The sequence below is a fragment of the Streptacidiphilus cavernicola genome, assembly GCF_042510955.1.
In the GTDB taxonomy this organism is placed as follows: Bacteria; Actinomycetota; Actinomycetes; order Streptomycetales; family Streptomycetaceae; genus Streptacidiphilus; species Streptacidiphilus cavernicola.
Genome location: NZ_JBHFAB010000034.1, coordinates 1 through 26,406, shown reverse-complemented (window position 1 = coordinate 26,406; position 26,406 = coordinate 1). Strand labels below are relative to the sequence as shown.

The 26,406-nt window shown below is 69.5% G+C and carries 18 protein-coding genes and 2 pseudogenes; 9 read left to right on the top strand and 11 right to left on the bottom strand.

Translation table 11 applies throughout. The annotated features are described in order from the left end of the window. Positions 1-31 precede the first annotated feature (31 nt). The 4 genes from ACEZDE_RS31465 to ACEZDE_RS31450 all read right to left on the bottom strand — a co-directional run bounded on the left by ACEZDE_RS31465 (position 32) and on the right by ACEZDE_RS31450 (position 4,112). The gene (locus tag ACEZDE_RS31465; RefSeq protein ID WP_380543727.1) at positions 32-883 is read right to left on the bottom strand and encodes an ABC transporter permease; all 852 of its coding nucleotides are present in this window, start codon (positions 881-883) and stop codon (positions 32-34) included. Then, positions 880-1,815, bottom strand: a complete 936-nt coding sequence (locus tag ACEZDE_RS31460) for an ABC transporter ATP-binding protein (RefSeq protein WP_380543724.1) — start codon at positions 1,813-1,815, stop codon at positions 880-882. The genes ACEZDE_RS31465 and ACEZDE_RS31460 overlap by 4 nt, the downstream gene beginning before the upstream one ends. Positions 1,816-2,014: 199 nt before the next feature. Next, a complete protein-coding gene (locus ACEZDE_RS31455; protein ID WP_380543721.1) occupies positions 2,015-2,962 on the bottom strand; it encodes an NADP-dependent oxidoreductase in 948 nt (315 codons plus the stop codon). A gap of 163 nt (positions 2,963-3,125) precedes the next feature. Continuing rightward, entirely contained in the window at positions 3,126-4,112 is a 987-nt protein-coding gene (locus ACEZDE_RS31450) for a LysR family transcriptional regulator (RefSeq protein ID WP_380543718.1), read from the bottom strand. A 105-nt stretch (positions 4,113-4,217) separates the two neighbouring features. Here ACEZDE_RS31450 and ACEZDE_RS31445 point away from each other — a divergent pair, with 105 nt between their 5' ends. Further along, the gene (locus ACEZDE_RS31445) at positions 4,218-4,625 is read left to right on the top strand and encodes a carboxymuconolactone decarboxylase family protein (RefSeq protein ID WP_380543715.1); all 408 of its coding nucleotides are present in this window, start codon (positions 4,218-4,220) and stop codon (positions 4,623-4,625) included. Between the two features lie 19 nt (positions 4,626-4,644). Here ACEZDE_RS31445 and ACEZDE_RS31440 read toward each other — a convergent pair whose 3' ends face one another. Beyond that, on the bottom strand, positions 4,645-5,247 hold the full coding sequence (locus ACEZDE_RS31440; RefSeq protein ID WP_380543712.1) for a TetR/AcrR family transcriptional regulator: 603 nt from the start codon (positions 5,245-5,247) through the stop codon (positions 4,645-4,647). A 203-nt stretch (positions 5,248-5,450) separates the two neighbouring features. On the opposite strand from ACEZDE_RS31440, the gene ACEZDE_RS31435 reads away from it, so the two are divergent. The 5 genes from ACEZDE_RS31435 to ACEZDE_RS31415 are packed head-to-tail and all read left to right on the top strand — an operon-like array spanning position 5,451 to position 13,543. Continuing rightward, positions 5,451-8,078, top strand: a complete 2,628-nt coding sequence (locus ACEZDE_RS31435; RefSeq protein WP_380543709.1) for a glycoside hydrolase family 2 protein — start codon at positions 5,451-5,453, stop codon at positions 8,076-8,078. Between the two features lie 37 nt (positions 8,079-8,115). Continuing rightward, positions 8,116-9,654 (top strand): ABC transporter substrate-binding protein, encoded by a 1,539-nt coding sequence (locus tag ACEZDE_RS31430; RefSeq protein ID WP_380543706.1) that lies wholly within the window; start codon positions 8,116-8,118, stop codon positions 9,652-9,654. 6 nt (positions 9,655-9,660) lie between these two features. Continuing rightward, entirely contained in the window at positions 9,661-10,605 is a 945-nt protein-coding gene (locus ACEZDE_RS31425) for an ABC transporter permease (RefSeq protein WP_380543703.1), read from the top strand. Further along, positions 10,602-12,518, top strand: coding sequence for a dipeptide/oligopeptide/nickel ABC transporter permease/ATP-binding protein (locus ACEZDE_RS31420; protein ID WP_380543700.1), 1,917 nt, complete (start codon positions 10,602-10,604; stop codon positions 12,516-12,518). Before ACEZDE_RS31425 ends, ACEZDE_RS31420 begins: the two co-directional genes overlap by 4 nt. Continuing rightward, complete coding sequence (locus tag ACEZDE_RS31415; protein WP_380543697.1) at positions 12,515-13,543, top strand: oligopeptide/dipeptide ABC transporter ATP-binding protein; 1,029 nt, start codon at positions 12,515-12,517, stop codon at positions 13,541-13,543. Before ACEZDE_RS31420 ends, ACEZDE_RS31415 begins: the two co-directional genes overlap by 4 nt. Before the next feature lie 33 nt (positions 13,544-13,576). Here the strand turns inward: ACEZDE_RS31415 and ACEZDE_RS31410 are convergent, their stop codons facing one another. Next, entirely contained in the window at positions 13,577-14,050 is a 474-nt protein-coding gene (locus ACEZDE_RS31410) for a MarR family winged helix-turn-helix transcriptional regulator (protein WP_380543694.1), read from the bottom strand. Positions 14,051-14,139: 89 nt separating this feature from the next. Here ACEZDE_RS31410 and ACEZDE_RS31405 point away from each other — a divergent pair, with 89 nt between their 5' ends. From ACEZDE_RS31405 to ACEZDE_RS31395, 3 genes and pseudogenes are all read left to right on the top strand, one after another. Continuing rightward, entirely contained in the window at positions 14,140-14,646 is a 507-nt protein-coding gene (locus ACEZDE_RS31405) for a YceI family protein (protein WP_380543691.1), read from the top strand. A gap of 86 nt (positions 14,647-14,732) precedes the next feature. Next, positions 14,733-15,833, top strand: a complete 1,101-nt coding sequence (locus ACEZDE_RS31400) for an alpha/beta hydrolase fold domain-containing protein (RefSeq protein ID WP_380543688.1) — start codon at positions 14,733-14,735, stop codon at positions 15,831-15,833. Continuing rightward, positions 15,788-16,018 (top strand): annotated as a pseudogene (locus ACEZDE_RS31395) (N-acetyltransferase family protein); the annotation flags it as partial. The gene ACEZDE_RS31400 and the pseudogene ACEZDE_RS31395, both read left to right, overlap by 46 nt. 556 nt (positions 16,019-16,574) lie before the next feature. Here ACEZDE_RS31395 and ACEZDE_RS31390 read toward each other — a convergent pair. The 5 genes and pseudogenes from ACEZDE_RS31390 to ACEZDE_RS31370 form a co-directional block, all read right to left on the bottom strand. Continuing rightward, the gene (locus tag ACEZDE_RS31390; RefSeq protein ID WP_380543685.1) at positions 16,575-17,651 is read right to left on the bottom strand and encodes a Wadjet anti-phage system protein JetD domain-containing protein; all 1,077 of its coding nucleotides are present in this window, start codon (positions 17,649-17,651) and stop codon (positions 16,575-16,577) included. Continuing rightward, entirely contained in the window at positions 17,648-22,093 is a 4,446-nt protein-coding gene (locus ACEZDE_RS31385) for a hypothetical protein (protein ID WP_380543682.1), read from the bottom strand. The genes ACEZDE_RS31390 and ACEZDE_RS31385 overlap by 4 nt, the downstream gene beginning before the upstream one ends. Further along, positions 22,090-22,872, bottom strand: coding sequence for a hypothetical protein (locus ACEZDE_RS31380; RefSeq protein WP_380543679.1), 783 nt, complete (start codon positions 22,870-22,872; stop codon positions 22,090-22,092). Before ACEZDE_RS31380 ends, ACEZDE_RS31385 begins: the two co-directional genes overlap by 4 nt. Continuing rightward, positions 22,869-24,290: a hypothetical protein gene (locus ACEZDE_RS31375; RefSeq protein ID WP_380543676.1), complete on the bottom strand. Its 1,422-nt coding sequence runs from the start codon at positions 24,288-24,290 to the stop codon at positions 22,869-22,871. Before ACEZDE_RS31375 ends, ACEZDE_RS31380 begins: the two co-directional genes overlap by 4 nt. Positions 24,291-25,273: 983 nt before the next feature. Then, positions 25,274-26,284 (bottom strand): annotated as a pseudogene (locus ACEZDE_RS31370) (IS701 family transposase); the annotation flags it as partial. Positions 26,285-26,406 lie beyond the last annotated feature (122 nt).

The following is a 26,406-nucleotide window of genomic DNA, read 5'->3' as shown; positions in this document are numbered from 1 at the left end:
GCCATGGGGACCACAGCGTGTCCAGCGGGGCCTACGCGTCGGAGCGCTTCAGCCGCCAGGCGGCTCCGGCGAGTGCCAGGGCCACCCACCCGGCGAAGACCGCCAGGCCCGCGCCGGGGCTGAGCGTGTTGCTCGCCTGGTGCAGCGCGAAGATCGAGCCGCCCGCGTTGCCGGGCAGGTAGGGGCTGATGTCGTTGCCCAGGTTGCCGGGCAGCAGACTCGGCAGCAGGTTCAGCAACATCAGAGAGGCCACCAGCGTTCCGATGCCCCCGGCCACCGAGCGCACCAGTGCGCCCAGGGCCACGCCGAACACGCCGACCAGCCCCAGGTAGACGCCGGCGCCCAGCAGGCTGCGCAGGACACCGGCCGAGGACAGGTTGAGCGCGATCGCCTGGCCGCTGAGAGAGTGCTCCCCGGCCAGGAAGGAGGCAAAGGCGCCAAAGGTGGCGACGACCAGGGCCACGGCACCGTAGACGGCGGCCTTGGACCAGAGCACCGGCAGCCGCCTCGGGACGGCGGCCAGGGTGGACCTGACCATGCCGGTCGAGTACTCGCCGCCGGCCACCAGCACCCCGAGCACGCCGATGGCCAGCTGGGCGAAGCCGCTACCGCCCAGGGCGATGCCGATCGCGTCCTTGGCGTCCGCGCCAGGACCCCGTCCGGTACCGGTCGGGGAGTAGTTCGCCGCCGCGAGCAGGCCGAAGGCGACCAGGAACAGCAGGGCCAGGCCCAGGGTGATCCAGGTGGAGCGCAGCGACCAGAACTTGGCCCACTCAGCCCGGAGCACCCGCGTACCGGTCACCTTGTAGGGCGGACGGGGCCGGGGGGACGAGGAAGTCCCCGGGGTGCCGGGTGTCGCGGGATCTGCGGTCAGGGTGCTCATGCGACGCTCCTCACGGGTGCCGGTGCGGTGGAGCCGTGGTACTCGACGGAGTCCTCGGTCATGGCCATGAACGCCTCCTCCAGGGAGACGGCCTGCGTGGTCAGCTCGTAGACGGGCAGCCCGTGGTCGAAGGCCGCAGCACCGATCTGACGTGCGGTCAGTCCGGAGACGGTCAGCTCCTCGGAGCCGGGCGCGCCGGTGATCTCCACGTCGGGTCCCGCCAGCAGGTCCCTTAGCCGGGCGGCCTGCGAGGTGAGGACCTTGACGCTGTGTCCGCCGGCGTCCTGGATGAACTGCTCGACCGTGGTGTCGGCCAGCAGTCTGCCGCGGCCCACCACGATAAGGTCGGTGGCGGTCTGCGCCATCTCGCTCATCAGGTGCGAGGAGACGAAGACGGTGCGCCCCTCAGCGGCCAGCCCGGTCAGCAGGTTGCGGATCCACAGCACGCCTTCCGGGTCCAGGCCGTTGACCGGCTCGTCCAGCATCACCGTCTGCGGATCGCCGAGCAGCGCCGCGGCGATGCCGAGCCGCTGGCCCATGCCGAGGGAGAAGGCCCCTGCCCGCTTGCGGGCGACGCCTGTCAGACCGGCCAGCTCGATGACCTCCTCGACGCGGCGCCTCGGGATGCCGTGGGTCAGGGCGAGGGCGTTCAGGTGGTTGAAGGCGGAGCGGCCCGGGTGGATGGACTTGGCCTCCAGCAGCGCGCCCACCTCCTGCAGCGGGGCACTGTGCTGGTCGTAGCGGCGGCCGTTGACCTGGACCGAGCCGCTGCTCGGGGCGTCCAGGCCGATGATCATGCGCATGGTGGTGGACTTCCCGGCGCCGTTGGGCCCGAGGAAGCCGGTGACCACGCCCGGTCGGACGGTGAAGTCCAGGCCGTCGACGGCGGTCTTCTCGCCGTACCGCTTGACCAGCTGATGGATCTCGATCATGGATGCGTCCTCGGGTTCCGGTGCGGAGCCCGTCGGTCGACGGTGCTGCCGCCGACTGACGGTGCTGCCGACGGTCCTGCCGCCGGCCACATCCCCACCGTAGGTACGCGCCACGGCCCGACCACCGGTACCGCAGGCGGAACCTCGGACGGGGAGCGGCACCCCGGTACCGCTCCGCCTCAGCCTCGCGGAGGAGACCTCAGATGCGTACCGTCGTCTTGCCGCGTGCGCCGCCCGCAGTGTTCCGGGCCAGTGCCTCGGCCGTCTGGTCCAGCGTGAGGGTCTGCTGGACGGGGACGGTGATCCTGCCCGACGCGACCTCGGCGGTGATCCGGGCGAGGAGGTCAGGCTTGTCCTGCATCATGAAGTTGCTCACGGAGATCCGCTCGGAGGCGAGCAGTTCCGGCGCTGCGGTGAAGGTCACGGACGCAGCCGCGCCGCCGTCGCGGACCAGTCCCGCGTAGGCACTGAAGCGGGCCGGGTCACGGGTGAGGTCGAGCAGGGCGTCGACCCCGCCGGGGTGGGTCCTGCGGACCTGCTCCGCGATGTCGCCGGTGGTGTAGTCGGTCGTCCGAGCGGCGCCGAGCTTCCGGATCCACCGGTCGGCGTCGGGACGGGCGGTCGCGATGACCTCCGCGCCCCAGGCGGACGCGAGCTGGACGGCGACAACACCCACTCCGCCGGTGGCGCCCAGGATCAGGACCGACTGCCCGGCGTGCACACCCATGGCTTCGAGGACGCCGAGCGCGGTCATACCGGCGGTCGGCAGCGCCGCCGCGATGTCGGCCGGCATGCCGTCCGGGACGTGCTGGAGCGCCCCGTTGTCCGGGGATTCCGTGACCACCGTGTAGTCGGCGAACGTGCCGTGGCCCAGGGGCGTGCGGAAGAACTGGCCGTGCACCATGTCGCCGGGCTTGAGCCCGTGCACCGCTTCCCCCGCCTCCACCACGCGGCCCACGCCGTCCACGCCCAGGATGAGCGGGTACACGCTCGGCATGGACATCCGGCCCTCGGCGATCCCTGCGTCGATCGGGTTCAACGACGCCGCCACCAGTTCGAGCAGGACTTCTCCCGGCGCCGGGCGGGGCACGGGAAGCTCCATCAGTTCGGGTGTGCCACCCGGTGCGTGCACTGCGATCGCGCGCATCGCGCATCTCCTGTTCGTCGGCTGATCTGGGGCCCCGCCCCATCCAGCCACCCGTGTCGGGCGATGGCGGACAGTGGCTGGCGTCTGCCAGTCAACTCCGCATGGCGGTCGACCAGAAGGACCGATCCGATCACCGTTGATACCCGGCAAGTATGAATACCGCTCAGGGTGCTATTCCGTGTCCCCGGCCCGCCAGCGACCCCGGGCCGCCGCGAACACCCGGAGTGAGGTAGGTGCTGCCGGTGATGTCTGTTGTCTGCGGTGGCGAGGCGGCTGAGACAGTGGCGGCCGCGCGAACGAGGGCGGCGACCGCCGGTGAACGTGAGGTCTGCGGCCATGCGACGGCCAGCGTGGCCGGCGCCAGGTCGTCGACCGGCAGGTAGGCGATCTCGGGCCGGGCGTACCGCCGGGTGACCGAGGCGGGAAGGAAGCAGATGACGCGGCTGAGTTCGACGAGTCGCAGGATCTGCGGCAGGTCCGAGGCGTCCTGCACGGTCACCGTGGTGGGTGCGGGGCCCTGGCTCGGATTGGCCCTGTGGGCGGGGCCCTGCTCGGCGCGGGATCCGTCGGGGAGACTGCGGCCTGTCAGGTCGGCCAGGCACAGGGAGATCCGGGCAGCCAGTGGATCGGTCGCCGACAGGGCGATCAGGAACGGCTCGGTGAGCAGGGGCTCGTAGTCCAACCCGTGCCGGTCGACCGGGTCGAGCAGGAGCGCGGCGTCGGCGCGGCCGTCGTACAGGGCCCGTGCTTGATCGCCGAACGGGCCGAGGACCAGTTCGACCGGCAGGGCCGCCTCATCCTGAGCGTAGGCGTCAAGGATCTGCGGCAGCAGGCCGCCGTCGATGTCGGCCTTGAGTGCCAGGCGTAGGCGCGGTTCGGGTTCGCCGGCGTGCTGGGCGCGTCGACCGGCTGCGCTGATCGAGTCGAGCACGGTCCGGGCGTCACTCAGCAGGGCCTTCCCGGCCGGCGTGAGCGCGACCTGGCGCGTGGTGCGTTCGAACAGCGCGACGCCGAGTTGGTGTTCCAGGTCGCGGATCGCCCGGGACAGCGGCGGCTGCGCCATGCCGAGGCGTTCGGCGGCGCGCCCGAAGTGGAGTTCTTCCGCTACCGCGACGAAGTATCGGAGCTGTCGAGTCTCCAGCTCATTCATACTTCCACGGTATCAGTGGCCACCGGATCGGTCCTTCAGGTGGACCGCCGTGCGGGGTTGACTGGTGGTGACTAGCCCGACCAGCACTACCGCAAGGAGAACAGCGTGCCCGCCAATGCCGTTGACCCGAACGAGACCACGGCCGCCCGGCGGCTGCGGGGTGAGAAGATCGCCGCGGAACTGAGCGGGGACCCGAGCCCGGCCCTGCTGGAGGTGCTCGACCGGGACTTCCCCTTCCTGGCCAACGCCCTCACCTCCTATGCCGTCGGAGAGGTCCTCGCCCGCACTGTGCTCGACGTGCGCACCCGCCAGCTCGCGCTCGTCGCCGCGTTCGCAGCGCTGGGCCTCGGCGACTTCGTCAAGATCCACGGCGGTTATGCCCTCAACGCCGGTGTCACCGAGGACGAACTGAAGGAGATCGTCTACCTCACCACCATCCCCGCAGGGTTCGCCCGCGCAGTCCAGGCCTCGCAGGCGGTGGCCGAGCTCCTCGCCTCCCGTCGACAGGCCTGAAGGCATCGCCGAGCCCGGCCTACTCGGCGTCCTGGTCGGCGGGCCGGCCGGTGCTGTGCTGTTGCTGCAAGGCGGGTAGCACCAAGACCTCATGGAGCCGCCGCATGTCCTCGACGACGTCGAGGCTCGGATCGCGGAGCCATTGCAACTGCAGGCCCTCCAGGGTGGCTACGAGGGTGCGGGGCAGCCAGCCGTCCGCTCCGGCCTCGCCGAGCAGCGATCGGAGCCGCGCTTGGAGTCGATCGTTGCGGGCGTTCATGAAGGCGTGCGCGGGATGGCCGGTGTTGGCCGAGGCGACGAGCATGTCGACGTACAGCTTGACTTCGCCCGGCGTCTCGTAGGTCTGCTTGAGCGCCCTGTAGCTGCCCTCCCAGGTGTCCATGTCGAAGAGCTCACGGGCCACCTCGTCTCGCATGGCGAGCACCGACAGGAGCATGTCGTCCTTGCTGTCGAAGTAGTGCAGAACGCCGGCCTCCGTCAGCCCGACGGCATCAGCGATCTGCTTGAGCGAGGGGGCCTGCTGCTGGTCGGCCTCGCCGTAGAGGCGCAGGGCCGCGCGCAGGATCTCCGCGCGCTTGGCGACGCCCTTGGGAGTCGAGCCACGCTGCTCTTCACGTGCCATGGGGTCGCCACCTGTCGGGGTCGGGGTCCGGTCTTCGATGAAAACCTAGTGTCACTTGGAAACCTTCGCAAGAAACCTAGTCATCCTCGGCTTTTGGTTCTAGTGTCGCCGTCACGACAGGGCCCCCAGCAAGGGCGGCCCCTGATCGTAAAACCTAGTACTCCTAAGTTTGTGCGTCCTGGCCCTCTTCCGAGGAGACACCCATGCCTGATCCCCAGAGCAGCTGGCCGGTCGGCAGTTTCGAGCTGGCCGGCACTGATCCGACGGTCACCTCGCCGAGCCGGCTGCCCGCCGACCTGACCTGGCGCCCGGCCGTGGTGCCCGGCGGAGTGCACGAATCCCTGATCGCGTCCGGGGAGCTCGACCACCCCTTTCTGGACGAGAACGAGGCGACGGCGGCCTGGATCGAACAGCGCGCCTGGTGGTACCGAACCGAGTTCACGCTGTGCGACCGGGCCCAGGAGGCCGACCGGCTCCGGTTGGTCTTCCACGGGCTGGACACGGTGGCCTCGGTCTGGCTCAACGGCACCCTGCTGGGGACCCACGAGAACGCCTTCCGCCCCGCCGTGTTCGACCTGACCGGAACCGGTGAACAGCGGAACTCCCTCGTCGTCCGTTTCGCTCCGCCGCTGGCCGGGATCACGGTTCCGGCCGAGATCGCCCGGGTCGCCGAACTGCGCCGACAGGGCCTGCTGGCCATGCGAACGGGCGACGACGCGGACCCGGAACGAAATGCGATGCCACCGGGCGTGCTGGCCACCGGCCCCGAGCTCACGCTGCGCCGCAAGCCCACCTTCTCCTGGGGCTGGGACTTCGCCCCGCGGATTCCTTCCATCGGCATCCACGCGCCGGTCGAGATCGTGGCCGAGAGCCGCGCCACCATCACCGCCCACCACGCCTACGCCCGCTCGGTGGACCCGGTGCGGCGGCGCGCCGTCGTCCAGATCGACGTCGAGGCCGAGACCGCCGTCCCCCGTCCCGAGACGGGCGGGAGCGTCACCGCGACCGCCGTGCTGACCGCGCCGGACGGCCGCCTCTTCACCACCGCCATCCCCATCGCGCTGACACCCGAGGGCACCGGACGGGGAACGGCCCAGGTCACCGTCGAGGACGCGCACCTGTGGTGGACGCACGACCTCGGCGCGCAGCCGATGTACGCCCTCACCCTTGAGCTGACCGACGGCGACGGGCCCGTCGATCGGGTGGCCGACCGAATCGGTCTGAGGACCATCACCCTCGACCGCTCAGCCGATCCCGTCGCCGGGGGCCGACTCTTCCGCTTCCTGCTGAACGGCTCGCCCGTCTACGCACGCGGCGCGAACTGGATCCCGGCCTCCATGTTCATCGGCTCGATCCCGGAGGGCACCCACCGGAGCCTGGTCGAGCTGGCCCGCGACGGCAACATGAACATGCTCCGCGTCTGGGGCGGCGGCACCTACGAGCACAAGTCCTTCTACGACGCCTGCGACGAGCTGGGAATCCTCGTCTGGCAGGACTTCATGTTCGCCTGCACGGACTACCCGAGCGAGGACCCCGGCCTCTACGCCGAGGTGGTCCAGGAGGCGGCCTTCCAAGTCAGGCGCCTGCGCAACCACCCGAGCCTGGCGCTGTGGTGCGGCAACAACGAGATCGAGGGGATGCACGCGCTCGTCACCCGCTCCGTCGCACCGGGCAACTGGGGCTGGCACTTCTTCCACCACCTGTTCCCCGAGACCGTCGAGCGGGACTGTCCCTCGGTGCCCTACTGGCCGGGCAGCCCGTGGGCCGATGTACCGCTGCAGATCAACGGCGTGATCCAGGGCGACCGTCACGCCTGGGAGGTCTGGCACGGCGCCGACATCGGCGCGGGCGGCCCGACCGAGTTCCCGTCCCCGGGTGCGAAAGTGCACTGGGACCGGTACCGCTACGACCACGGCAAGTTCATCAGCGAGTTCGGCATCCACGCTGCACCCGAACTGGCAACGATCCAGCGCTGGACCCCCGGAGGGCAGCAGAGCCTGGGCTCGGACGGCCTGCTGCACCGGATCAAGGACGTGCCCAAGAACAAGGGCGAGGCGCTCATGTCCCACGAGACCGGGACGCCCAGCAGCATCGAACAGTTCGTCGACTTCTCCATGGCCTGCCAGGCGGAGGGCCTGAAGTTCGGGGTCGAGCACTACCGCCGCCTCCAGCCTTCCAACAACGGGGCCCTGGTCTGGCAGTTCAACGACTGCTGGCCCGGGATGAGCTGGTCGGTCGTCGACTACGACCTGGTGCCCAAGGCCGGGTACTTCGCCCTCCAACGCGCCTTCGCCCCGGTCCTGGCGAGCTTCCGGCACACCGACGACGGCGGACTCCAGCTGTGGGTCACCAACAGCACGCCCGGCCCGGTCCGGACGGCGGCACGGATCGAATTGGCCGAGTTCGCCGGAGCCCGCCTGTGGGACGAACTGGTCCCGGTGAACCTCGGAGCGATGGAGTCGCGGCAGGTCTGGCACGGCCAGGCACCGGGGTCGCAGGCATACGCCTGGGTCTCGGCCGACGACGGGTGCTTCCCCGCCAACCGGCTGTTCTTCGACCGCCTGAAGAACATCGACCTCAGTGCGGGCCGCCTGAAGGCAGCCGTCGAACGCACCGGCCGGACCACCGCGGCAGTGACCCTCGCCTCCGAGGGCTTCACGTACCTGGCCAGGGTCTCCACCGGCACACCCGGATGCCGCTACAGCAGCAACTACCTCGACCTGCGCGACGGCGACCAGCACACGATCGAAATCACCGGCCTGCCCGCGGACTTCGACCTGCGCGATCTCCACATCGCCTGCTACGGCCCGAGACCCACCATCCAGTCCTGACCCCGGCCCACCCATCAATGACGAAGGGAGCCTTCGAATGTTCGCCAAGCGTGCAGCACTCTGCGCAGCGATAGCCGCCCTGACCGCCACCGCCGTGGCAGCCTGCGGCGGCCCGTCCTCCACCCCCACGTCCACCTCCGGCAGCGGCGGAACCAGCGCCATAGCGATCGGCCTGCAGTTCGCCACGGTCAACTTCAACCCGTGGCTCGTCCCCAACGGCCCGAACTACAGCCTCAATTACACCTCCGCCGTCTACGACTCGCTGACGACGCTGACCGGCCCCGACAAGGTCGGCCCCGGCATCGCCACCTCCTGGACCGAGCCGAACCCCACCACCCTTGAGATGACACTGCGCCCGGGGATCGCCTTCGCCGACGGGACATCCCTGGACGCGGCCGCGGTCAAGGCCAACTTCGACTACGCCAGGACCGCTTCACCGGCCGGCAGCCTCGTCACGTACATCAAGAACCTCACCACGACAGTGGTGAATGCGACCACCGTCCGCTTCACCTCGACGGTGCCGGTCACGGACCTGCCCTTCGACTTCGCCACCGGAGCCGGGTTCATTGTGAGCCCGAAGGCCCTGGCCCACCCTTCGAGCCTGAACGACCAACCGGACGGTTCGGGCCCCTACACCCTGGACGCTTCCGGCACGATCTCCGGCCAGCAGTACACCTTCACCCGACGAGCGACCTACTGGAACAAAGCGGCCTTCCCCTACGGCAAGGTCACGCTGCGGGTCTACAGCTCCCAGCAGGCCCTCGACTCGGCCGTCCGGTCCGGCCAGGTGCAAGTGGCGCAGGGCGCCGCGCAGACCAACGCCGCCGACAAGGCGGCCGGTCTGACGGTCGTGCCCGCCCCCCAGATCACCACGGCCGGCATCTGGATCAACGATGAAGCCGGCGCGGCAGTCAAGCCGTTGGGGGACGTCCGGGTCCGGCAGGCGCTGAACTACGCCGTGGACCGCAAGGCCATCGCGGCCCTGGGCTTCGGTGCCGACGGGACGGCGACCTCGCTGGTCGTCGGCCCGGACAGCCCCGGTTACCGGGCGAACGCCGCCGCCTCCTATCCGTACGACCCGGCCAAGGCCAAGGCCCTGCTGGCCCAGGCCGGCTACCCCGACGGCTTCACCCTGCCGATGCTCAGCACCCAGAGCGGCGACCTGCTGGCCCAGGCCGTCGCCGGGTACCTGCGCGCGATCGGTGTGACGGTGCAGATCTCGGACCACAACACCGACTTCGTGCAGCAGGCGACCTCGGGACGGTGGGCCAGCATGGTGTTCGAGTGGAGCATGGACCCGGCCGCGCAGAGCATCGCGTCCCTGGTGTCCGCCAACTTCGGCCCGCACACCCCGCAGCAGGACGCGCAGATCCAAGCCCTCGCCGCCCAGGTCCTCGGCACGACGGGCACCGCGCAGTCGACGGCCATCGATCAGGCGGTCGCCACCATCAACCAGCAGGCCTGGTTCGTCATGGTCGGCACCGTCGGCTTGACCTACTCGACCGCGAACACCGTCAGCTGCACCGACCTCGGTCTGGCAACCTGCCTGCTGTCGTCGCTGCACCCGGCGAAGTAGCCCGGCATGGGGACTCTCGCGCTACGGCGCGCCGCAGGCGCGGTCCCGCTGCTGCTCGTCGTCTGGACCGCGGCGTTCTTCCTCCAGCAGCTGATCCACGGCGACCCGGCCGCGTATGTCCTGGGCAACACCTCGACAGCGGCGCAGCGCGACCAGCTCGACGCCGCCTTCGGACTGCACCGCTCGCCGCTGGACCAGTACCTGTCGACGTGCGCCAACCTGCTGCGCGGCGACCTCGGCAGGTCATGGATCACCAGCGAGAGCGTGGGCCGGCTGCTGTCGACGGCGCTGCCCGTAACGCTGTCGCTGGCCCTGCTGTCGACGCTGGTCACGGCCGCAGTCGGAACAGCCCTCGGCATCTGGGCCGCGCTGCGGCGCGGCAGCAGGGTCGACCGGGTCCTGCAGTTGGCGGCCGGAGCAGTGACGGCCGTCCCCAACTACTGGGTCGCGGTCGGCCTGGTCTACCTCTTCGCCATCCAGTACCGGGTGCTGCCCGCGACCGGGTACGTGCAACTGAACCAGTCCCCGGGGCAGTGGCTGCAATCGCTGATCCTGCCGGTCATCGCCCTGTCCCTGGCCCCGATCGGCCCGATCTTCCTCCAGGCCCGCAGCGCCGTGGCCGAGGCGCTGGACGCCGACTACGTCCGGACCGTCCGGGCACTGGGCATTCCACGGCGACGCCAGGTCCTCAAGCACGGCCTGCGCAACGCCGCCGCCCCGATCGTCACCGCCGTCGGCTTCAACACGGTGGGGCTGCTTGCCGGAACGGTGGCGGTGGAGCAGATCTTCAACCTGCCCGGTCTCGGCTCCCAGTTGCTGTCGGGTGTCCTGGGCCACGACGTCCCCGTCGTCCAGGGCGTCGTCCTGGTCTTCGCGGTCGGCGTCGTCATCGTCAACCTCGCCGTCGACCTGTTGATCGGGGTCCTGAACCCCAAGGCGAGGCGTGCATGAACACCGTCGTCCACCGTGCCGACAGCCCGGTCGGGCCGGCCGGCCCGGCGGCGCGGGCCAGCCGCGCACTCGCAACCTCGCCCCTGGCGATGACGGCCGTCGCCTGGCTGGTCCTCGTCGTGCTCACCAGCGTCTTCGCCGACCAGCTCGCACCGTTCGACCCGCTGACGCAGAACCTCACCGAGCTGCTCAAGCCGCCGTCGGCGACGCACTGGCTCGGCACCGACAGTCTCGGCCGCGATGTCCTGTCCCGGCTGATGCACGGCGGCGACACCCTGCTGTGGGGTGCCGCGGAGGCCACCGCGATCGCCGTGGCCCTCGGGCTCCCGGCCGGCCTGCTGAGCGGATACCGCGGCGGGATCGCCGACGCCGTCATCTCCTGGCTGGTCGACCTCACCTTCGCCGTTCCCGCGTTCGTCGTACTGGTCGCGCTCGCGGTGATCTACCCGCAGAACACCGCGGTGATGATGGCCGTGCTCGGCGTGCTGGGAGCCGGAGCCGCGACCCGGCTGGTACGCAACTCCACCCGCACGGTGCGGGACGAGTTGTTCGTCGACGCCGCCCGCGTGTCCGGTCTGCCGCTGCGGACCATCCTGTTCCGGCACGTGCTGCCGACCGTGGTCGCGCCGGTCATCATGCTCGCGGCCACCAGCATGGCGATCTGCGTCATCGTGCTGTCCTCGCTGTCGTTCCTCGGTCTGGGCGGATCCCCGGAAGCGCCGTCCTGGGGTCAGATGATCTACGAGGCGTCGCAGAACATCACCGTCGACTCCTGGCTCCTGGTGCCGCCCGGCGCGGTACTGATCCTGACGGTCATCGCCTTCAACCTCATCGCCAACACGGTCCGTGACGCGCTTCCGGGCGGCCCCACGCCCCGTCCCGTCCGGCACCGGCGCACCGTCCTCTCTGAGCCTGCCGCCCAGCGGCCGGACGCCGAGCCGGAAACGCTGCTGGGCGTCCACGGGCTCGTCGTCGAATTCCCCTCCGGCCCGGTCGTCGACGGTGTCACCTTCGCCGTCCGCAAGGGCGAAACCCTCGGCCTGGTCGGCGAGTCCGGCTCCGGAAAGACCGTCACCGCCCTGGCGATCCCCGGTCTGCTGCCCATCGACGGGCAGATCACCGCAGGCTCGGTACGGTTCGCGGGCCAGGAACTGGCCGGCGCCGCGGAGCGGCTTCTGAGCCGGGTCAGGGGGCGAGGCGTCGCCTACATCGCGCAGGAGCCCATGGCCGCCCTGGACCCCTGCTACACCGTCGGGAACCAGTTGCGGGCGGCCCTGCGCCATTTCGGCGCCACCCGCCGCGCCGCGGCCGCACGGGCTGGGGACCTGCTCCGAGAGGTGGGCATCAGCGATCCCGATCGTGTGATGAGATGCCACCCCCACAAGATCTCCGGAGGTATGGCGCAGCGCGTCGCGATCGCCCTGGCCCTGAGCGGCGACCCGGCCCTGCTGATCGCCGACGAGCCCACCACCGCACTGGACGTCACCGTCCAGGCAGCGATCCTCGACCTGTTCCGGAACGTCGTTGCCACGGGTGAACGCGCCCTGGTGCTGGTCTCCCACGACATCGGAGTCGTCGCCGACGTCTGCGACCGCGTCGCGGTCATGTACGCCGGGCAGATCGTCGAGCAGGGAGAGACCGACACCGTCCTGAGGGTGCCCCGCCACCCGTACACCCGCGCGCTGCTCCGGTCGATGCCGAGCCTGGACACCGCCGGACGCCTGCCGGTCATCCCCGGCTCGGTGCCCGCACCGGACGCGTGGCCCGAGGGCTGCCGGTTCGCCGCCCGCTGCGCACTCGCCACGGACGCCTGCACGAAAGGACCGATCCCGCTCATGGACGTCTCCGGCCCATCACCACGCACCACCCGCTGCATCCGCGGCGATGACCTCACCCCGGAGCCCAGCCGATGACCCCGACACCTGAGGAAGTGCAGCCCCGCACGGACGCCCGGCTGCTGGAAATCGACCACCTGCGGGTGTCGTACGGCCGACGCAGGCGCGCCCACACTGCGGTGGACGACGTCACGTTGAACGTCGGGGCCGGCGAGGCGGTCGGGCTCGTCGGGGAGTCCGGATCGGGGAAGTCGACCATCGGACGGGCGGTGCTCGGTCTGACCGCGCCGAGCAGCGGCCGGATCCGCTTCGAAGGTGCGGACGTCACCTCGGTACCCGCCGAACGGCGCGGAGCGCTCACCGCCGACCTTCAGGTGGTCTTCCAGGACCCGTACGGCTCGCTGAACCCGGCGCGAACGATCAGCCAGACGCTCACCGAGCCGCTACTGACCCACCGGGCGATGACCGCCGAGCAGGCCCGGGCCCGAGTGCAGAGCCTGCTCGGCCAGGTCGGGCTGCCCGCCGACGCCGCGAATCGCTACCCGGCCGCTTTCTCCGGCGGCCAGCGCCAGCGCATCGCCATCGCCCGGGCCCTGGCCAGCGACCCCAAGCTGGTCATCTGCGACGAGCCGGTGAGCGCCCTCGACCTGTCCACGCAGGCCCAGATCCTCAACCTGCTCGCCGACCTGCGTGCCGATCTCGGCCTGGCCTACTTGTTCATCGGCCACAACCTCGCCGTCGTCCGCAACCTCTGCGACCGCGTCGTCGTCCTGTACTGCGGCCAGGTCATGGAGACCGGCCCCGCCGCGCAGGTCACCGGCCACCCCCTGCACCCCTACACGGCCGCCCTGGTCGCGGCGGCCCCTGTGGCGGACGTTGCAGCCCAGCGGGAGCGACGGCTGGCGCGTGTGACCGTCGCTGAACCCCTGACGGTTCCGCCCGGTGGCTGTCCCTTCGCCGGACGGTGCCCGCACGCCGAGGACATTTGCAGGCAGCAGCGCCCGCCTCGCGTCAAGGTCGGCGAGTCCGTCGTCGCCTGTCACCTGTTCGCACCCGACTCTGGGCACAGCCAGGCTTCCGGGGGCGTTGACGAGAGGGTCTGATCCGCGGGCGCGGAGGTCGCTGAGCCGCCCACGTCAGCGCAGGTGCTTGTTGACCTTCTCCGCACAGCTGCGCAGGACTTCGATTTCGGCGTCGTCAAGGACGTCGAAGACAAGCCCGCGAACCTCTGCGACATGCGCGGGAGCCGCCTCCGCCATGTGCGCGAGTCCGGCTTCGGTCATGACGGCCTTGGTGTACCGGCCGTCACCGGCGTCCGTCATGCGCTGCACGAATCCGCGCCGTTCGAGTCTGCTGATCAGGTGCGACAGTCGGGAAAGCTCCGCGTTGGAGCGGTTGGCCAGGTCGGACAGGCGCATCTCATGGTTCGGCTGCTCAGTCAGACCCGCCATCACGTAGTACTCCAGGTAGCTCAGACCGGCATCGCGCTTGAGCTGTGCCTCCAACACGGACGGCAGTTGCCCCATCAGGAACGTCAGCTCGCGCCACGCGCGCAGCTGGGGAGCGGTCAACCACTGGGGTTCCTGGCTGTGCTGTTCGGCCGTCGGCATGCGCGGAGCCTATCACTTGAATTTTCATGCATCGGTGCTAGTCTCCCAGTTACATGAAAATTCAACTCATGACGAGAACGGATACGCCGATGACCGTGACCATCCCCCCTGCGGGTGACTACGTGATCGATCCCAGTAGGTCGACCATCGATTTCACGACCAAGCACATGTTCGGGCTCGGTGCGGTGACCGGAAGGTTCGCCCTGCGCTCCGGCCGGATCACGGTCGCCACACCCACCAACGCCAGCGGCGCGGTAGTAGTGGCCGATGCCGCCAGCTTCTCAACCGGCCACCGGGGCCGAGACGCGAAGGTGCTGTCCAAGGCCATTCTCGACTCCGCCTCGTACCCGGAGATCCGCTTCGCGTCGGCCGGAGCAGTGAGCATCGACGGTCGCTGGACGCTCCGCGGAACGCTCACGGCACACGGAGAGGAGGCCCCGGTCGAGTTCAGCGTGATCGAATCCGCCATCGATGGCGGCACGCTCAACGTCGTCGCCACGGCAACCGTCGACCGCTACGCCCACGGCATCACCGCAATGAAGGGCATGGCGGGCCGCTACCTGCAACTGACTGTCACGGTCCACGCCCACCAGTGATCCCCAGCGGGCGCTCCACCTGAACGGGCCGCAGCGGCGAGAAGGCCTCTCGGCGGGTGCGATACAGACAATCCAGGAGGCCACCGATGCTGTTGCCGATCACCCGAATCGCGCTGCGCACCTTGTTCGCCCTGCCGGCACCGCTGCGCCGGCGGATCGCGGGCCGGCCGGTTCATCTCGACGGGCAGGAACTGGATCTCGACACCCAGTTGTTGATGACGCTCCGACGTCGACTCGGGGCCGGTTCGGCGGGCCGCGAAACCGATCTCGCCGTAGTCCGCAGGCAGTACTCGCTGTTCACGGCCGCCATCAACGCGCCGAAGATCCGATCCGTTCAGATCCGGGACCTGGCCATCTGCGACGACAGGATCCCCGCCCGGCTCTACCGGCCCGCAGGGCAGGCGACGGGCTCGCCGCTGCTGGTGTACTTCCACGGTGGCGGATTCGTCCTCGGCGACCTGGACAGCCACGACCACCTCTGCCGACTGATCGCGGCACACGGCGATCTCGCAGTGCTGTCGGTGGACTACCGGCTCGCACCCGAGCATCCGTTTCCCGCCGCCGTCGAGGACAGCGTGGCCGCCGTCGAATACGCCATCGCGCACGCCGATGCCCTGGGAATCGATCCGAACCGGATTGCGCTGGGCGGCGACAGCGCCGGCGGCAATCTCGCCATCGTGACCGCCCTGCAGGTCAAGGGACCGATGTTCGTGCTGGCGTTCTATCCCGTCGTTGAGGCCACCACCGCTCCACCGTTGCCCTCGCGAACCCTGTTCGGCAACGGGCTCATGCTCACTGAGAAGGACATCGCGCTGTTCGACGCGATGTACATTCGCGACGCGTCCCAGTACGCCGACTGGCGGGTCGCTCCGATCCACGCTCCCAACCTCGCGGACCTGCCGCCGCTGTATCTCGCCACCGCCGGGTTCGACGTGGTGCGCGACGAAGGCGAACTGTTCGCCCACAAGGCCGCGGAGGCCGGCGTCCAGGTCGTACAACGCCGCCACGAGAGACTCACCCACGGCTTCGCCAACATGACGCAACTGCTCCCCGCAGCCAACGATGCGGTGCTCGAGGCCGTCGCAGCCCTGCGGCTTGCCATCTACACGACGAGCACCGGCGGACCCGGCGAGGGGGAAACGTCCACCTCGAGGCGCGGAGCCGAAGGGTCGCCACCACACTGCTGAGCGCGCTGATTGCCGTCACCGAGGCCGCCGGGATCTGGACCATCCAGTCCGGGATCTTCCCGCAGAACACGGCCAGCCTCGCCGTCCACGCCCGCGCCGGCTTCTGCGCGCCGAGCACCCGCGAGCGCCGCCACCACAGGCTCCGGCGCGACGTGATCCTGGTCGAACGCCGCAGCCCTCTGGTCGGCCGAGAAGCCCACGGGTCGTCACCCACACGCCGAAAATCACTTCACCGCTGTCCGCGAAGGGCTACTTGCAGGTCTCCTCGGCCGACGCCCATCCCGCAGGGATACTAGACGACTTCGTGACCGAGGTCCCGGGCGAGGTCAGCGGGGACCTGCCGGACCAGGCGTTCCCCAAGCCGCTGACCGAGGAGGTGCGCGTAGGGCGGAGTGCCCACGTTGTTGCTCTGCCCCACGCCCATGGGCGCCACCCCCAAACAGCGCGTGATCGGCACACAGAATGTGTACCGACCACGCGCTGAACAGAAGTTGGATGCGTGCGACGGTGGACGCCCTCTGCTCACCCGCCGGCCCACGACGGTGTCGCAGAGCCCTCTGGACTCCGACCGGACGGGCCAACCAACCGTCCACTGGCTGCCCCAGCCCAGCCACTACCATACCCACCCGACCAGAAAACAGCAGGTCATCGAGCTCTCAGTCTCCTCGCCGGGTCCGAAGATCTCCAGCCACTGGTCGCGCTCGGTGGCGGGTACGCACATCCGCGAGCAGGTGCCCGCGATCAGCTCGGGCTGGGATTCGCGTGCCCTGCTCGCACAGCCTGCACGAGGAGCGATGGATCCGCTCGCAGATCACGCAGGCCAAGCCGTTCCTGGGGGATGCGCTGGCGTGTGGCGAGGAGGGCGCCGACGGCCGGGTGCAGATCGGCGGGGAGCCATGTGAGTAGTGGGGTGGGGTCTGCGAGGCCGGTGTTGGACCTGTCGGGGCGCGGGGTGCCGTTTGCCAGCAGCCATCGGTAGAGGTTAGCGGCTGGGCGGAGGGTCGGGAGGTGCCGTGCGGTGGCGGTGGTGGCTGCGTTGGCGGCGATGCGCAGGCCGGCGGCGTCGAGGTCGCCGAAGTAGTAGAGGGCGGCCGGTTGAGGTGCCAGGAGGGTCATTGCGGTGATGGAGACGGGGAACTGGTTGCCGCATCCCCATCCGATGTGCAGGTTGGGGCGGGTGCGGGGGTCCAGGCTGCGGGCGGTGGCGAGCAGGGAGTGGAAGGTGGCGTTGTTCTCTGCGATCAGCAGGCGGGGTTCGCCGTGCCCGGGTACGTGCTGGGAGGGGAAGGGGACGGGGGTGGCGTAGCAGGCGAGGAGGTCCAGGGTCAGGGAGCCGGTGGCGAAGAGCCGTTTGGTGGTGAGGGTGGCCAGGGCTTTCTCGTCGTCGAGGATCTCCAGGGAGCGTTCTTCGATGGGGACGGGTTCCGCATTCGGGTTGTCGCGCAGCCAGCTGGCGATGCGGTCCAGGAGTGCGTGTTCGTCAGGCCGAGTGGCGAGGGCTGCGGCTCGTTCGAGTGGTTGGGGCCAGACGCGCTGGACGGGGCGCTCGGTCCGGGTTCGTACAGTGGGCTTGGCGATCCAGCGTGGCAGGGGTGGTTGGGTTCGCTCGTCCCAGCCGGATCGAGTCCTGGGGAGTTGGATGGTGCCTGCCTGGGCCAGTTCGGTGAAAGCCGTGGCGAGGCGGGTGCGTGCGGTCGGGTCTCCGAGGAGGGTCGGGTCGGTGGTCGTGGCGTGCTGCAGGAGCGCTTCGGTTCGGATGCGTTGAGTTGGATGGGCCGTGATGAAGGCGGTCAGCACGTCGATGAGGTGGCGTGTCATCGGTCGGTCCCGGGTGCGGTGCTGCCGGATTCGTCGTGGGCGACGCGTACGGAGGTGATGTCGCCTGTTTCGGCTTCGTCCGTGCTCGCGGTGGCGTCGGGGACGATGTAGCGGCGGTGGCTGGTGCGTCCTGGCCGGTTGTCGAGACGGATGACGTTGGGGAACAGGGCGATGGCGTTGGGGTCCTTGACGCCGGTGGTGTAGACGAGTTGGACCTTGTGTGCGGCCGCGACGGCGCGCTGGAGGCGGACCAGGGCGCCGTGGGAGGCACGGCCGATGGGGTTGTCGAGTAGCAGGACACCGCCGGAGCGGTCTCTGCGGCCGGAGTTGGCGGCGCGCAGGGCGGCGATGGTGCAGTAGAGGGCGACGCAGACGGTGAGTTTCTCGCCGCCGGACCATTTGCCCAGGCGGGTGATGTCTTCGGTGGTGGCGACGGTGTCGGGAGCCGGCTTGAGGACCTTAACGGTGAATCCCCGGGGGCCGACCGCCTCGTGGACGGCTTCCTTGAGGAGCGGCAGTCCTTCGGGTTTGACGCCTTGGGCGACGCGCCGTTCGATGACGCGGTTGACGTAGGTGCGCAGGTCGGCGTCGCTGGCGGGGGCTTCGAAGGAGATGCGCAGCATCTGCTTGCCGGCCCAGCCGCCGGTCGTGGTGTTGACGCGCGAGTAGCGCTCGGCTTTGCGCAGGGTGTCGAGGGTGTTGGCGACCAGGCGGGCGAGGGAGTCGGTGACGATGGCCTGGTCCTTGCTGATGCCGGCCAGTTCTCCGTCGATCATCTGTGCGCGCAGGCGGAGTTGGGTGGTGTGGGCGGCGGCGCTGCGCGCGAGGATGTCCTCGGGGTCGTGCAGGACGCGGTCCTTGGCCGGGGTGGCGACGGTGGGGTACTTGGCGCCGAGGGTCCGCAGGGCCGCGACGGCGTTGGTGCGTTCGGCTGTGGCAGCGGCGCTCAGCTTTTCGGCGGAGCGGATCTGTGCGGTGACGTGGTGTTTGCGCTCCTGGGCCTGGGTGCTGTCGCCGAAGAATGCGGGTGTGTTGCTGTGGTCCGGTTCGGGCAGTCCGTCGGCGAGGAGCCGAAAGAGCGATTGGCGGCCTTCGAGTTCGGTGTTCAGCCTGTCCAGGTCGGTCAGTTCTCGTTCGGCAGCGGTTCGGCGTTCGATGGCGCTCTGGCCGGCGTGGTCCTGCTCGGCGGCGAGGGCGTCGGCGTGTTCGGGCGTGGCTGGCTCGGTGGGCAGGGCGCGGCGTGGAGGTTCTGCGCGACGCTTCTCGATCGTGTTCAGGGTGGTGGTGTGCCGCTCGATCGCGGCGTTGGCGTGGCCGCGTTGTTCGGCTGCGTCCCGTTCTGCGCTGCGGGCTTGGGCGAGTGCCTGGGTGCGGCCGTGGGCGCTCTGTCCCTGCGGGGAGGCGATGAGCTCGGCGGCTTGCTGCTGGATGGCAGTGGGAATGTTGGCCAGTGCGCGGTTCTCCTTGGACAGGGTCTCGGTCAGGGTGCGCTCGCGCTCGGCCAGGACGGATTGGGCAGCTCGGATCTCCCAGGAGCGGCGGGCCTGCTGGTGGCGCTGCCGCAGGGTGTCGAGGGTGTACTGGGGGTCGTCGCCGACCAGTGGTGGGGTGTCGAGGTAGGTCAGTCCGCCTGCCTCTGCGCGCAGCGCTTCACCTGTCTGCTGGTGCTTGTCGGCGATGGCGTCCTGCTTGGTCGCGGACTCGAAGGCGATGTCGGCTTGCTCGGCGAGTTGCTCCGCGAGGTCGTGTGCCGCTGTGGCTCTGATCAGGGCGTCGTGGAGGTTCGCCCGCCATGTTGCCGCGGTTTCGGTCCGCTTGATCAGACTGGACAGTTGGGTGCGGAGTTTGACCACGCGGGTGATCTCGTTCTGGGTGTCCTGCTGGACTTGCGTGTCGGTCGTGTCGGCCCGGTCGAGATCGTCGAGTGCGGTGCGGGCGTTGCCGAGGGCGGTGTCGTGTGCGGCCAGGGTCGTGTCGAGATCGTCAATGCGACTGCTGAGTGCGGGCAAGTGGTCGGTCGGGCAGTGTCCGAGGAAGGAGGTGAGGGCGTTGAGAAGACCGCGGTCTACCTCCCTGGACTGGGTCAGCGCGGTCTGCTTGGCCGTGTGCGTGTCGCGGCGGGTCGTTACGTGGCGGATGGTGGTGGCGGTGGAGGTGGGATCGATCAGTCCGCGGTGCAGTCCTGTCCACTGCGGGCCGGGGGCGGCGGCGTCCTGGTCGGCGCGTGGCCGTGCGGCGGCGATGTCGGAGGCGGCTTGCGCGGTGTAGACGCCGACCAGTGCGGTGGTGGCGATGTCTGCGGCGGCCAGGGCCCGGGTGGCGCTGTCTGCCTGTTCGGTCGCGATGACCAGGCCTGCGCCGAGGCGGGAGGCGTCGGGGTCGGTGAGGGCGTGGGCGAGTCGGTGTGCGGGCAGGAGGGTGCGCAGGTGCTGCCAGCCGCTTTCGGCGGTGACGCCGTGTTCGGCGAGGGTTGCTTGAACACGTTCGGCGTCCAAAGTGGTGGGGAGCAGGCCCGTTCGCGCATGGACGTCCAGGGTGCGCTTGTCGTCCATGCGTTCGGCTTCGAGGCGCACCAGGTCCAGATCGCTCTCCAGGATCGCGTTGGAGAGTCTCCTGGTGAGGGTGTCGGCTTCGGCCCATAGGTCTGCGGGGGCTTCGTCGGTGGCCTCGATCAGCTCCCGTACTCGTCGGTGGCTTGCGAGTTCGGCGGCCTGTCGGGTGAGGGCGGCGTGGTCTGCAGCCAGGCGGGTTCGGTCGCCGTCGAGCCGGGTTCGCTCCCCTGTCAGTGCTGCGAGTTTGTCGGTCAAGGTGGAGCGGGCTGCCGGCCGTTGCTCGCGGCGCTCGCGGATCTCGTCGAGGACGCTGGTGAGCGTCTCCTGTTCGCCTTCCAGGACGGCGTCGTGCTCGGCGGGGTCTGTGTTCTCGGTGGGCAGTACTCGATCGCGGACTGCTGCGCGGAGGTCTGCGGCGAGGGCGTCGAGGTCGGCCTGGGATTTGGCCGCCGCGCTGTCGGCTGTCTCGGCGTCGGTGCGCGCGGCAGCAGCCCCTGCGCGCAGTTTCTTGCGGTCCTCGAGTGCGGCGTTTGCCGCTGTGGATGCCGTGTCGGCGCGGGTCTTGTGGTCGTCGGCTGTGGCCGTCAGTCGGACGTGCAGACGCGCGGTGTGTTCGTCGTGCTCACGGCGTTGAGGGGCACTCTGCTCGCGTTCGGCTGCGGCCTCCTTCCTCGTGAGCTCCAAGGCGTGTTCTGTGTCTGCCTTGGCGGCGAGGTGGTCGGCTGCTTCCCAGCCGCTGACGAGCTCGGTAGCTGCGGTGACTGCTGCCTTGGCGAGGTCCGTCTGGGTTCGGGCATCGGCGATCCGCAGTTCGGCGGCGCGCTTCTCGTAGAGGTAGACGAGGTCGTAGGCTACGCCGCGCTCTGTCTCGGCGGCAGACTTGCGGGCTTCGATGCCTGTTCTTCCCTCGGCGAGGGTTAGCTGCTGAGCCTGTGCCTGGGCGACTGCCGCGCCGAACGCGGCTGCCAGTACGGCGCCTTCGCCGAGGGCTTCGTCCAGCTGTTCTTGCAGGTCGTCCACTTCTCCCTGGGCCAGGGTGACCCGTTCCAGGCCGGTGACGGCGTCGAGGCAGAACTCGCGTTCGGCTTCCTTGCCCGGCTTGGTCGCCAGCAGCGATGCGATGGAGGACAGCCGCTCGGCGACGTTGGAGGCTTCATCGGGCGCGACCGTCAGGTCGATCAGCAGGTCGATGAACTCGCGGGCGGAGGCGAATTTGAAGAGGTCCTCGACGCCGCCTTCGACGTGGTTCATCTGCTTCTGGGTTCGAAACAGCGACGGATCCAGGCCGCGGTTGGCCAGCTGTGTGGTCCACTCGTGCTGACGCTCCGCGGTGACCAGGTCCATCGCCTGCGGGTGGCGGCTGGCCGCTTCCTTGAGTGCGGCGATGTAGGCGGCCCGCCGTCGCGGTGTGCCGTTGGCCTCGGTGATCGGCAGCCGCTCCAGGTCCAGGACACCGGGGATCGCGTAGAAGGCGTAGAAGGTGGTCTCGAGTTTGTCCCGGGCCCGGTCCGCGTCGGCCGGGCGGCGCAGATCCGTCCACTCGTAGACGGCTCCGGTGACCAGGATGCGGTCGGGCTGGCCGTCGAGGGTCTGCGGCGCGGCGGCCGGGTGCCAGACCGCGACCGTGTGGGAGGTGTCGCCGCTGTCGACGTAGTCGGTCAGGCTCCGCTTGACGGAGCGACCCATGAAATCGGTGGCCTTGGGTAGTACGAGTGCGTAGAACAAGGACAGCAGCGAGGACTTTCCGCCGCCGTTGCGCAACCACACGATGGAGTCGGCCGGACCGGTTGTCGCGGTGGGCGGCGGTGTGAAGGAGAGGGTGACGTCGGTGAAGCGGGCAGAGCGCTCTCCGATGGAGTGCAGCCGCAGTGCGGCGAGGTGGTACGTCACTTCTCTCCCGATATGGAGTCGTCGCTGGTGTCGTTCGGCTGGGAGTGGGCGGCGGGGTCGGGATGCTGCCCGCGGGCCATGGCGGCGAGGAAGGTGTAGGCGGGTTCGCTGGCCATGTCCTTGATCTGGATACGGAAGCGTTCGGTGAGCATCCACACCCCGTCGGCGCCGTCGGGGCGGGCCATGCCCTGTTCGGTGAGCCAGCCGAGGATGTTGCGGACCCAGTACAGGGTGCACTTGGGCGACAGGCGCCCCGATCCGCGGCCGCGCTCGCCGACAAGGCTGGGGGGCATCTCGTGGTAGACGCGCCAGGCCTGGTCCAAGCCCTCCTCGGGAATGACCTCGCCGGCCGCGTCGGTGGCCTGGAGGCGCTCGCACATCGAGCGCATCCACTGTTCGAACTCGGTGTCGGGTACGCGGCGGATCCGGTCCTCGTCGAGTTCAGCAGGGCTCGGGTAGGCGTAGGCGGCAACTCCCACGAGCAGCAGGCCGGCCAGCAGCCGGTTGTTGCGGGAGCCGGCATTGGGCATGTCGGCGACGCGGAACGCGAACGGGGACTCGGGTTCCACGCCCAGGACCAGTCCGAAGTCGCCGTCGGACAGGGCTCGGCAGCTTAGGCCGTGCAGGACCGCGTCGGTGGCAGTCCGGAAGTCGGGTTCGGCACGGTAGCGGCCGAGCAGCCGACGGTATTCGGCACTTCGTCCGGGCCGTTGCGTGGGCTGCAGCGCGAATCCGATCAGGGTGCCCAGGTCGATGTGGTCGGACTGCGTCAAGGTCATGCGTTCTCCTGGGCAAGGAGTCGGTGGCCGCCGGCCGGTGGTGGGTCCGCGGATTCCAGGGCGTCCGGGTACGGGGCGATGATCAGGTCGTCGCCGGCCCATCCGGTCAGGGACAGTTTCAGTCCGTCGGTGTCGGCCACCGCGCGCGGCCCCAGTATTCGGGCGGCGAGGTCGATTGAGATCGGCTGGCCGGGCTCCAGGTCCTCGGGTGCGTAGCACCACAGTGCGGTCAGCGCCAGGATCTCGGCGGTCTGCTGCCGGTCGGATGCCGTGGTGTCCTGTGTCCCGGTCAGCGCTTGGGCCAGCAGGACGGACAGACGGGCGGGCAGGCCGGTGCGCAGGACGACGCCCTGGGCTGCGGCGATGATCTCGGGGGCGATTGTGGGCGGGTCGGGCTCGCCGACCTCTTCCTCGCCTTCACCGTCGTTGCGTGCGTCGTCGAGCGGGGCCCGGGCGCTCCACAGGTCGTCGATCAGCCGGTACAGCCGGGGAAGCTTGGGCGGCCTTGGCCCGGTGACGTCCGAGAGCCAGCGATCCACGACCTGTAGGGCAGTGGTCGAGTCCTGGCCGAGCAGGGGGACCAGGACCTCCTGGCCCAGGTCGGGCAGATGGCCGGTGGCGGGTGGCCGGAACGCCTGCCGGTTCTGCTCGTCCAGGAAGACCCCGCGGGCGGTGATCACCTGACGGTGCAACGCCTCGTGCCGGCGGGCGCACTCGGAGAGGATGCCGGAGATACGTGCTGCGGCGGCGGTGACCTGCGAGTCCTCCGCCTCCAAGGACTCGCGGACCTTCAGCAGCAGTCGGTGCTCGGACTCCAGCCGTGCGGCGATGTGCTCACGCGCGGCCTCCAGGCGGGCGGGCACGTCGTTGGCCCACTGGTCCAGCACGGCCCTCAGATCCCGCCGGGTGTCCTTGATCAGCCTATTGAGGTCGTCCGCGAGTGAGACGGATAGCAGCCTGGCGCGCACTGCGGCCCGTTCTGCAGCGGCGAATGCGCCTTTGGCGAGCTGGCGTTCAAGCATCACCTCGTTGGCGACCTGCTCGTCCTCGACGTCGAACTCCAGGCCGCCGACGAGGGCGTTGATCGCGTCCCTGGTGGCGTTGAGCACCACTTCGCCCCGGACCGGGTCCTCGCGTTCGACCAGCAGCCGAAACTGCACCTGGCGCTGCCGGTGGATGCCGTCCCGGCGGGTGTAGTCGCTGATCCGATAGGTGAACGGGGCCTCACGCTGGCCGCGGTTCAGGAGTGCGTCAGCGGTGTAGGCGGCTACCCGCTGGTGCTCTTCCGCCGGACGGTCGGGGGCAGCACGGCGCGCGAGGGCCGCAATGGCGTCGGCGACCTCACTGTAGGTCGCCTCGTCCTCGAAGCCCTGCTGGGCGATGACTCTGTCGATGGCGACAAGAGCGAACGTGGCCACGTCGTAGGTGTCGTCCGGCCAGTCCTGTCGTGCTGCACTACCGGCGGCCTCCGCAATCGGCCGTGACCTCATCAGGACTGCCACGCGGGCGGGAAACGTAGGGTCGAATGCGGATAGGTCCGCAGCTCCGATCGGCCCCGAAAGCGGGTTGCCTTTCACCTGGTCAAGGGTCATGCTCATCGTTCGCTTCCTCCCCCGCACCAGCTCGTAATCCGTACCCTAATCGCTGACTAGGACATCGTGCCGACAGATTTCGCATACAGCTCGTAACCGCAAGTAAGCAGCGGCAGCAGAACCGTGACCCGGGCAGGACGAAACCGCGAAGCCCGGCTTCTGAGCCAGCACACCCGGATGCGGGTGATGCAGGGATCCACGAATGGTGTCGCCCGAGGGCGGTCGCAGCGGTCACGTCGTGAGAGCGACTGCGACGGCCTGCGGGGCACGCAGTTTGCGCAGGATGGCCAAGCTGTATACGCGCAACGCGTCCGTCCAGTCATCTCAGCTCGACGGGGCCCGACCGTGGAGCAGGTGCTCGATCTAGGTATGAGCGAAGTGGTCGTCGGAGGTAAGTGCCCCGGCGATCTCACCGACGACGGTGACGGCGAGCTGGTAGTGAAACGGGGCAACAGGACGGGACAGATTGGAAGTGGCCGACAGAATCGGCCGCACGTTCGTCCTCATGAGCGCTCCGCTGGGGCCGCATGGCCAGGAGGCCCGGGTCAACCGACCACGCCTCGACCTCGGCCGTAGCCAAGACGTCCCTGAAGGGGACAGCTGGCGCGTCTGGCATCATCCCGCAGCAGGTCTTCCAAGCGCTCACGCCAGGGCGACCGTAATGGCCCCTGCGGGCGGCCGCAGGGGAGCACGTCGGTGGCTGCCTGACCTGCAGAAGGTCGTGGCAGATCAGAACCACGTGCAGGATTGATGAGCTGATGAGTACGGGAGCAATACGGTCACCTAGTACTCCAGTTCGACTTCGTGATCTAGGTGGGCGAGCTGGCGGTGAGGCGTCGTCGGTAGTGGCAGCGCCTTGCTTGTGCTTGGTGGCGTCTGCGCCAGTTTGACCAGGCCAGCAGCATGGCCACGGATGCGGACGGTCGCTTGAACAGGGCGCCGATCAGGTGGCGGAGCTCCGGGATGGTGAGGTCGATCGGGTCGCTGCTGCGGGCGGGACGGTTCGGTTCTGCGCTTCTGGCCGGTCTCGTGCTGGTGGCGACGGCGGTGAGGAAGGCCAGTGAGAGCATGGCGAGTGTGATGTGGCGGTGCCAGGCGGTCCAGTGGCGGACCTGGTAGTGGTCCAGGCCGACCTGGCCCTTTGCGGCTTGGAAGCACTCTTCTATGCACCACCTGATCCCGGCGACGCGCACGAATGCTGACAGGGCTACTTGCCCCGGTGACCAGCAGAGATAGAAGGCGAGTTCGCCGGTTGCTGGATTGCGGCGGATCAGCAGGCAGCGGTTGGCGTCGGAGCTGATCTGCACCCAGGCCCAGTCGTAGTAGCGCGGGCCCTTCGCCCCGGAGCCGGCGCTCTGTCGGTGCCAGGCATCCGGGGGCAGAGCGGTTGCCGCGGCGTCGGCCCGGACGACGGTGCGGTCCTGGTTGATCCGCACGCGGGTGGTGCAGGCGACCGCCAGGACGTAACCGACCCCCCGTGCCTCCAACGCGGAGCGAAGCTGCGGGTCCTGGCTGTAGACCTCATCGCCGGTCACCCAGGAGGACGGGCATCCCGCGTCCAGGGCCGCTTCGATCATCTGCAGGGCCAGGCGGGGCTTGGTCGCGAACTCGACGTCATCGGGAACCCCGGAGCCCGACCGGCGCTCGGAGTCCTCGCACCAGGTGTGCTCGGGCAGGTAGAGCCGACGGTCGATCAGCGCCCGTCCCCGCTCGGATGCGTAGGCGAGAAACACTCCGACCTGGGCATTCTCGATTCTTCCCGCGGTTCCGGTGTACTGCCGCTGGACGCCCGCCGAGCGATCGCCCTTCTTCAGGAACCCCTGTCAGCGACGGCGCTTTTCCCCTACTTCGGGCGGTTGCTGTCGGCGTAATTCCCCACCCTGACGGCGGTCGGTTCCCCAGGGGGATCCCGGTCGTCGGCAGGGGCCGGTCTACTCCCGGT

Excerpts from the sequence above, each read along its gene's own strand:
- ACEZDE_RS31465 (WP_380543727.1), bottom strand. The coding sequence starts at position 883 with ATGAGCACCCTGACCGCAGATCCCGCGACACCCGGCACCCCGGGGACT.
- ACEZDE_RS31460 (WP_380543724.1), bottom strand. The coding sequence starts at position 1,815 with ATGATCGAGATCCATCAGCTGGTCAAGCGGTACGGCGAGAAGACCGCC.
- ACEZDE_RS31455 (WP_380543721.1), bottom strand. The coding sequence starts at position 2,962 with ATGCGCGCGATCGCAGTGCACGCACCGGGTGGCACACCCGAACTGATG.
- ACEZDE_RS31450 (WP_380543718.1), bottom strand. The coding sequence starts at position 4,112 with ATGAATGAGCTGGAGACTCGACAGCTCCGATACTTCGTCGCGGTAGCG.
- ACEZDE_RS31440 (WP_380543712.1), bottom strand. The coding sequence starts at position 5,247 with ATGGCACGTGAAGAGCAGCGTGGCTCGACTCCCAAGGGCGTCGCCAAG.
- ACEZDE_RS31435 (WP_380543709.1), top strand. The coding sequence starts at position 5,451 with ATGCCTGATCCCCAGAGCAGCTGGCCGGTCGGCAGTTTCGAGCTGGCC.
- ACEZDE_RS31430 (WP_380543706.1), top strand. The coding sequence starts at position 8,116 with ATGTTCGCCAAGCGTGCAGCACTCTGCGCAGCGATAGCCGCCCTGACC.
- ACEZDE_RS31425 (WP_380543703.1), top strand. The coding sequence starts at position 9,661 with ATGGGGACTCTCGCGCTACGGCGCGCCGCAGGCGCGGTCCCGCTGCTG.
- ACEZDE_RS31420 (WP_380543700.1), top strand. The coding sequence starts at position 10,602 with ATGAACACCGTCGTCCACCGTGCCGACAGCCCGGTCGGGCCGGCCGGC.
- ACEZDE_RS31415 (WP_380543697.1), top strand. The coding sequence starts at position 12,515 with ATGACCCCGACACCTGAGGAAGTGCAGCCCCGCACGGACGCCCGGCTG.
- ACEZDE_RS31410 (WP_380543694.1), bottom strand. The coding sequence starts at position 14,050 with ATGCCGACGGCCGAACAGCACAGCCAGGAACCCCAGTGGTTGACCGCT.
- ACEZDE_RS31405 (WP_380543691.1), top strand. The coding sequence starts at position 14,140 with ATGACCGTGACCATCCCCCCTGCGGGTGACTACGTGATCGATCCCAGT.
- ACEZDE_RS31400 (WP_380543688.1), top strand. The coding sequence starts at position 14,733 with ATGCTGTTGCCGATCACCCGAATCGCGCTGCGCACCTTGTTCGCCCTG.
- ACEZDE_RS31390 (WP_380543685.1), bottom strand. The coding sequence starts at position 17,651 with ATGACACGCCACCTCATCGACGTGCTGACCGCCTTCATCACGGCCCAT.
- ACEZDE_RS31380 (WP_380543679.1), bottom strand. The coding sequence starts at position 22,872 with ATGACCTTGACGCAGTCCGACCACATCGACCTGGGCACCCTGATCGGA.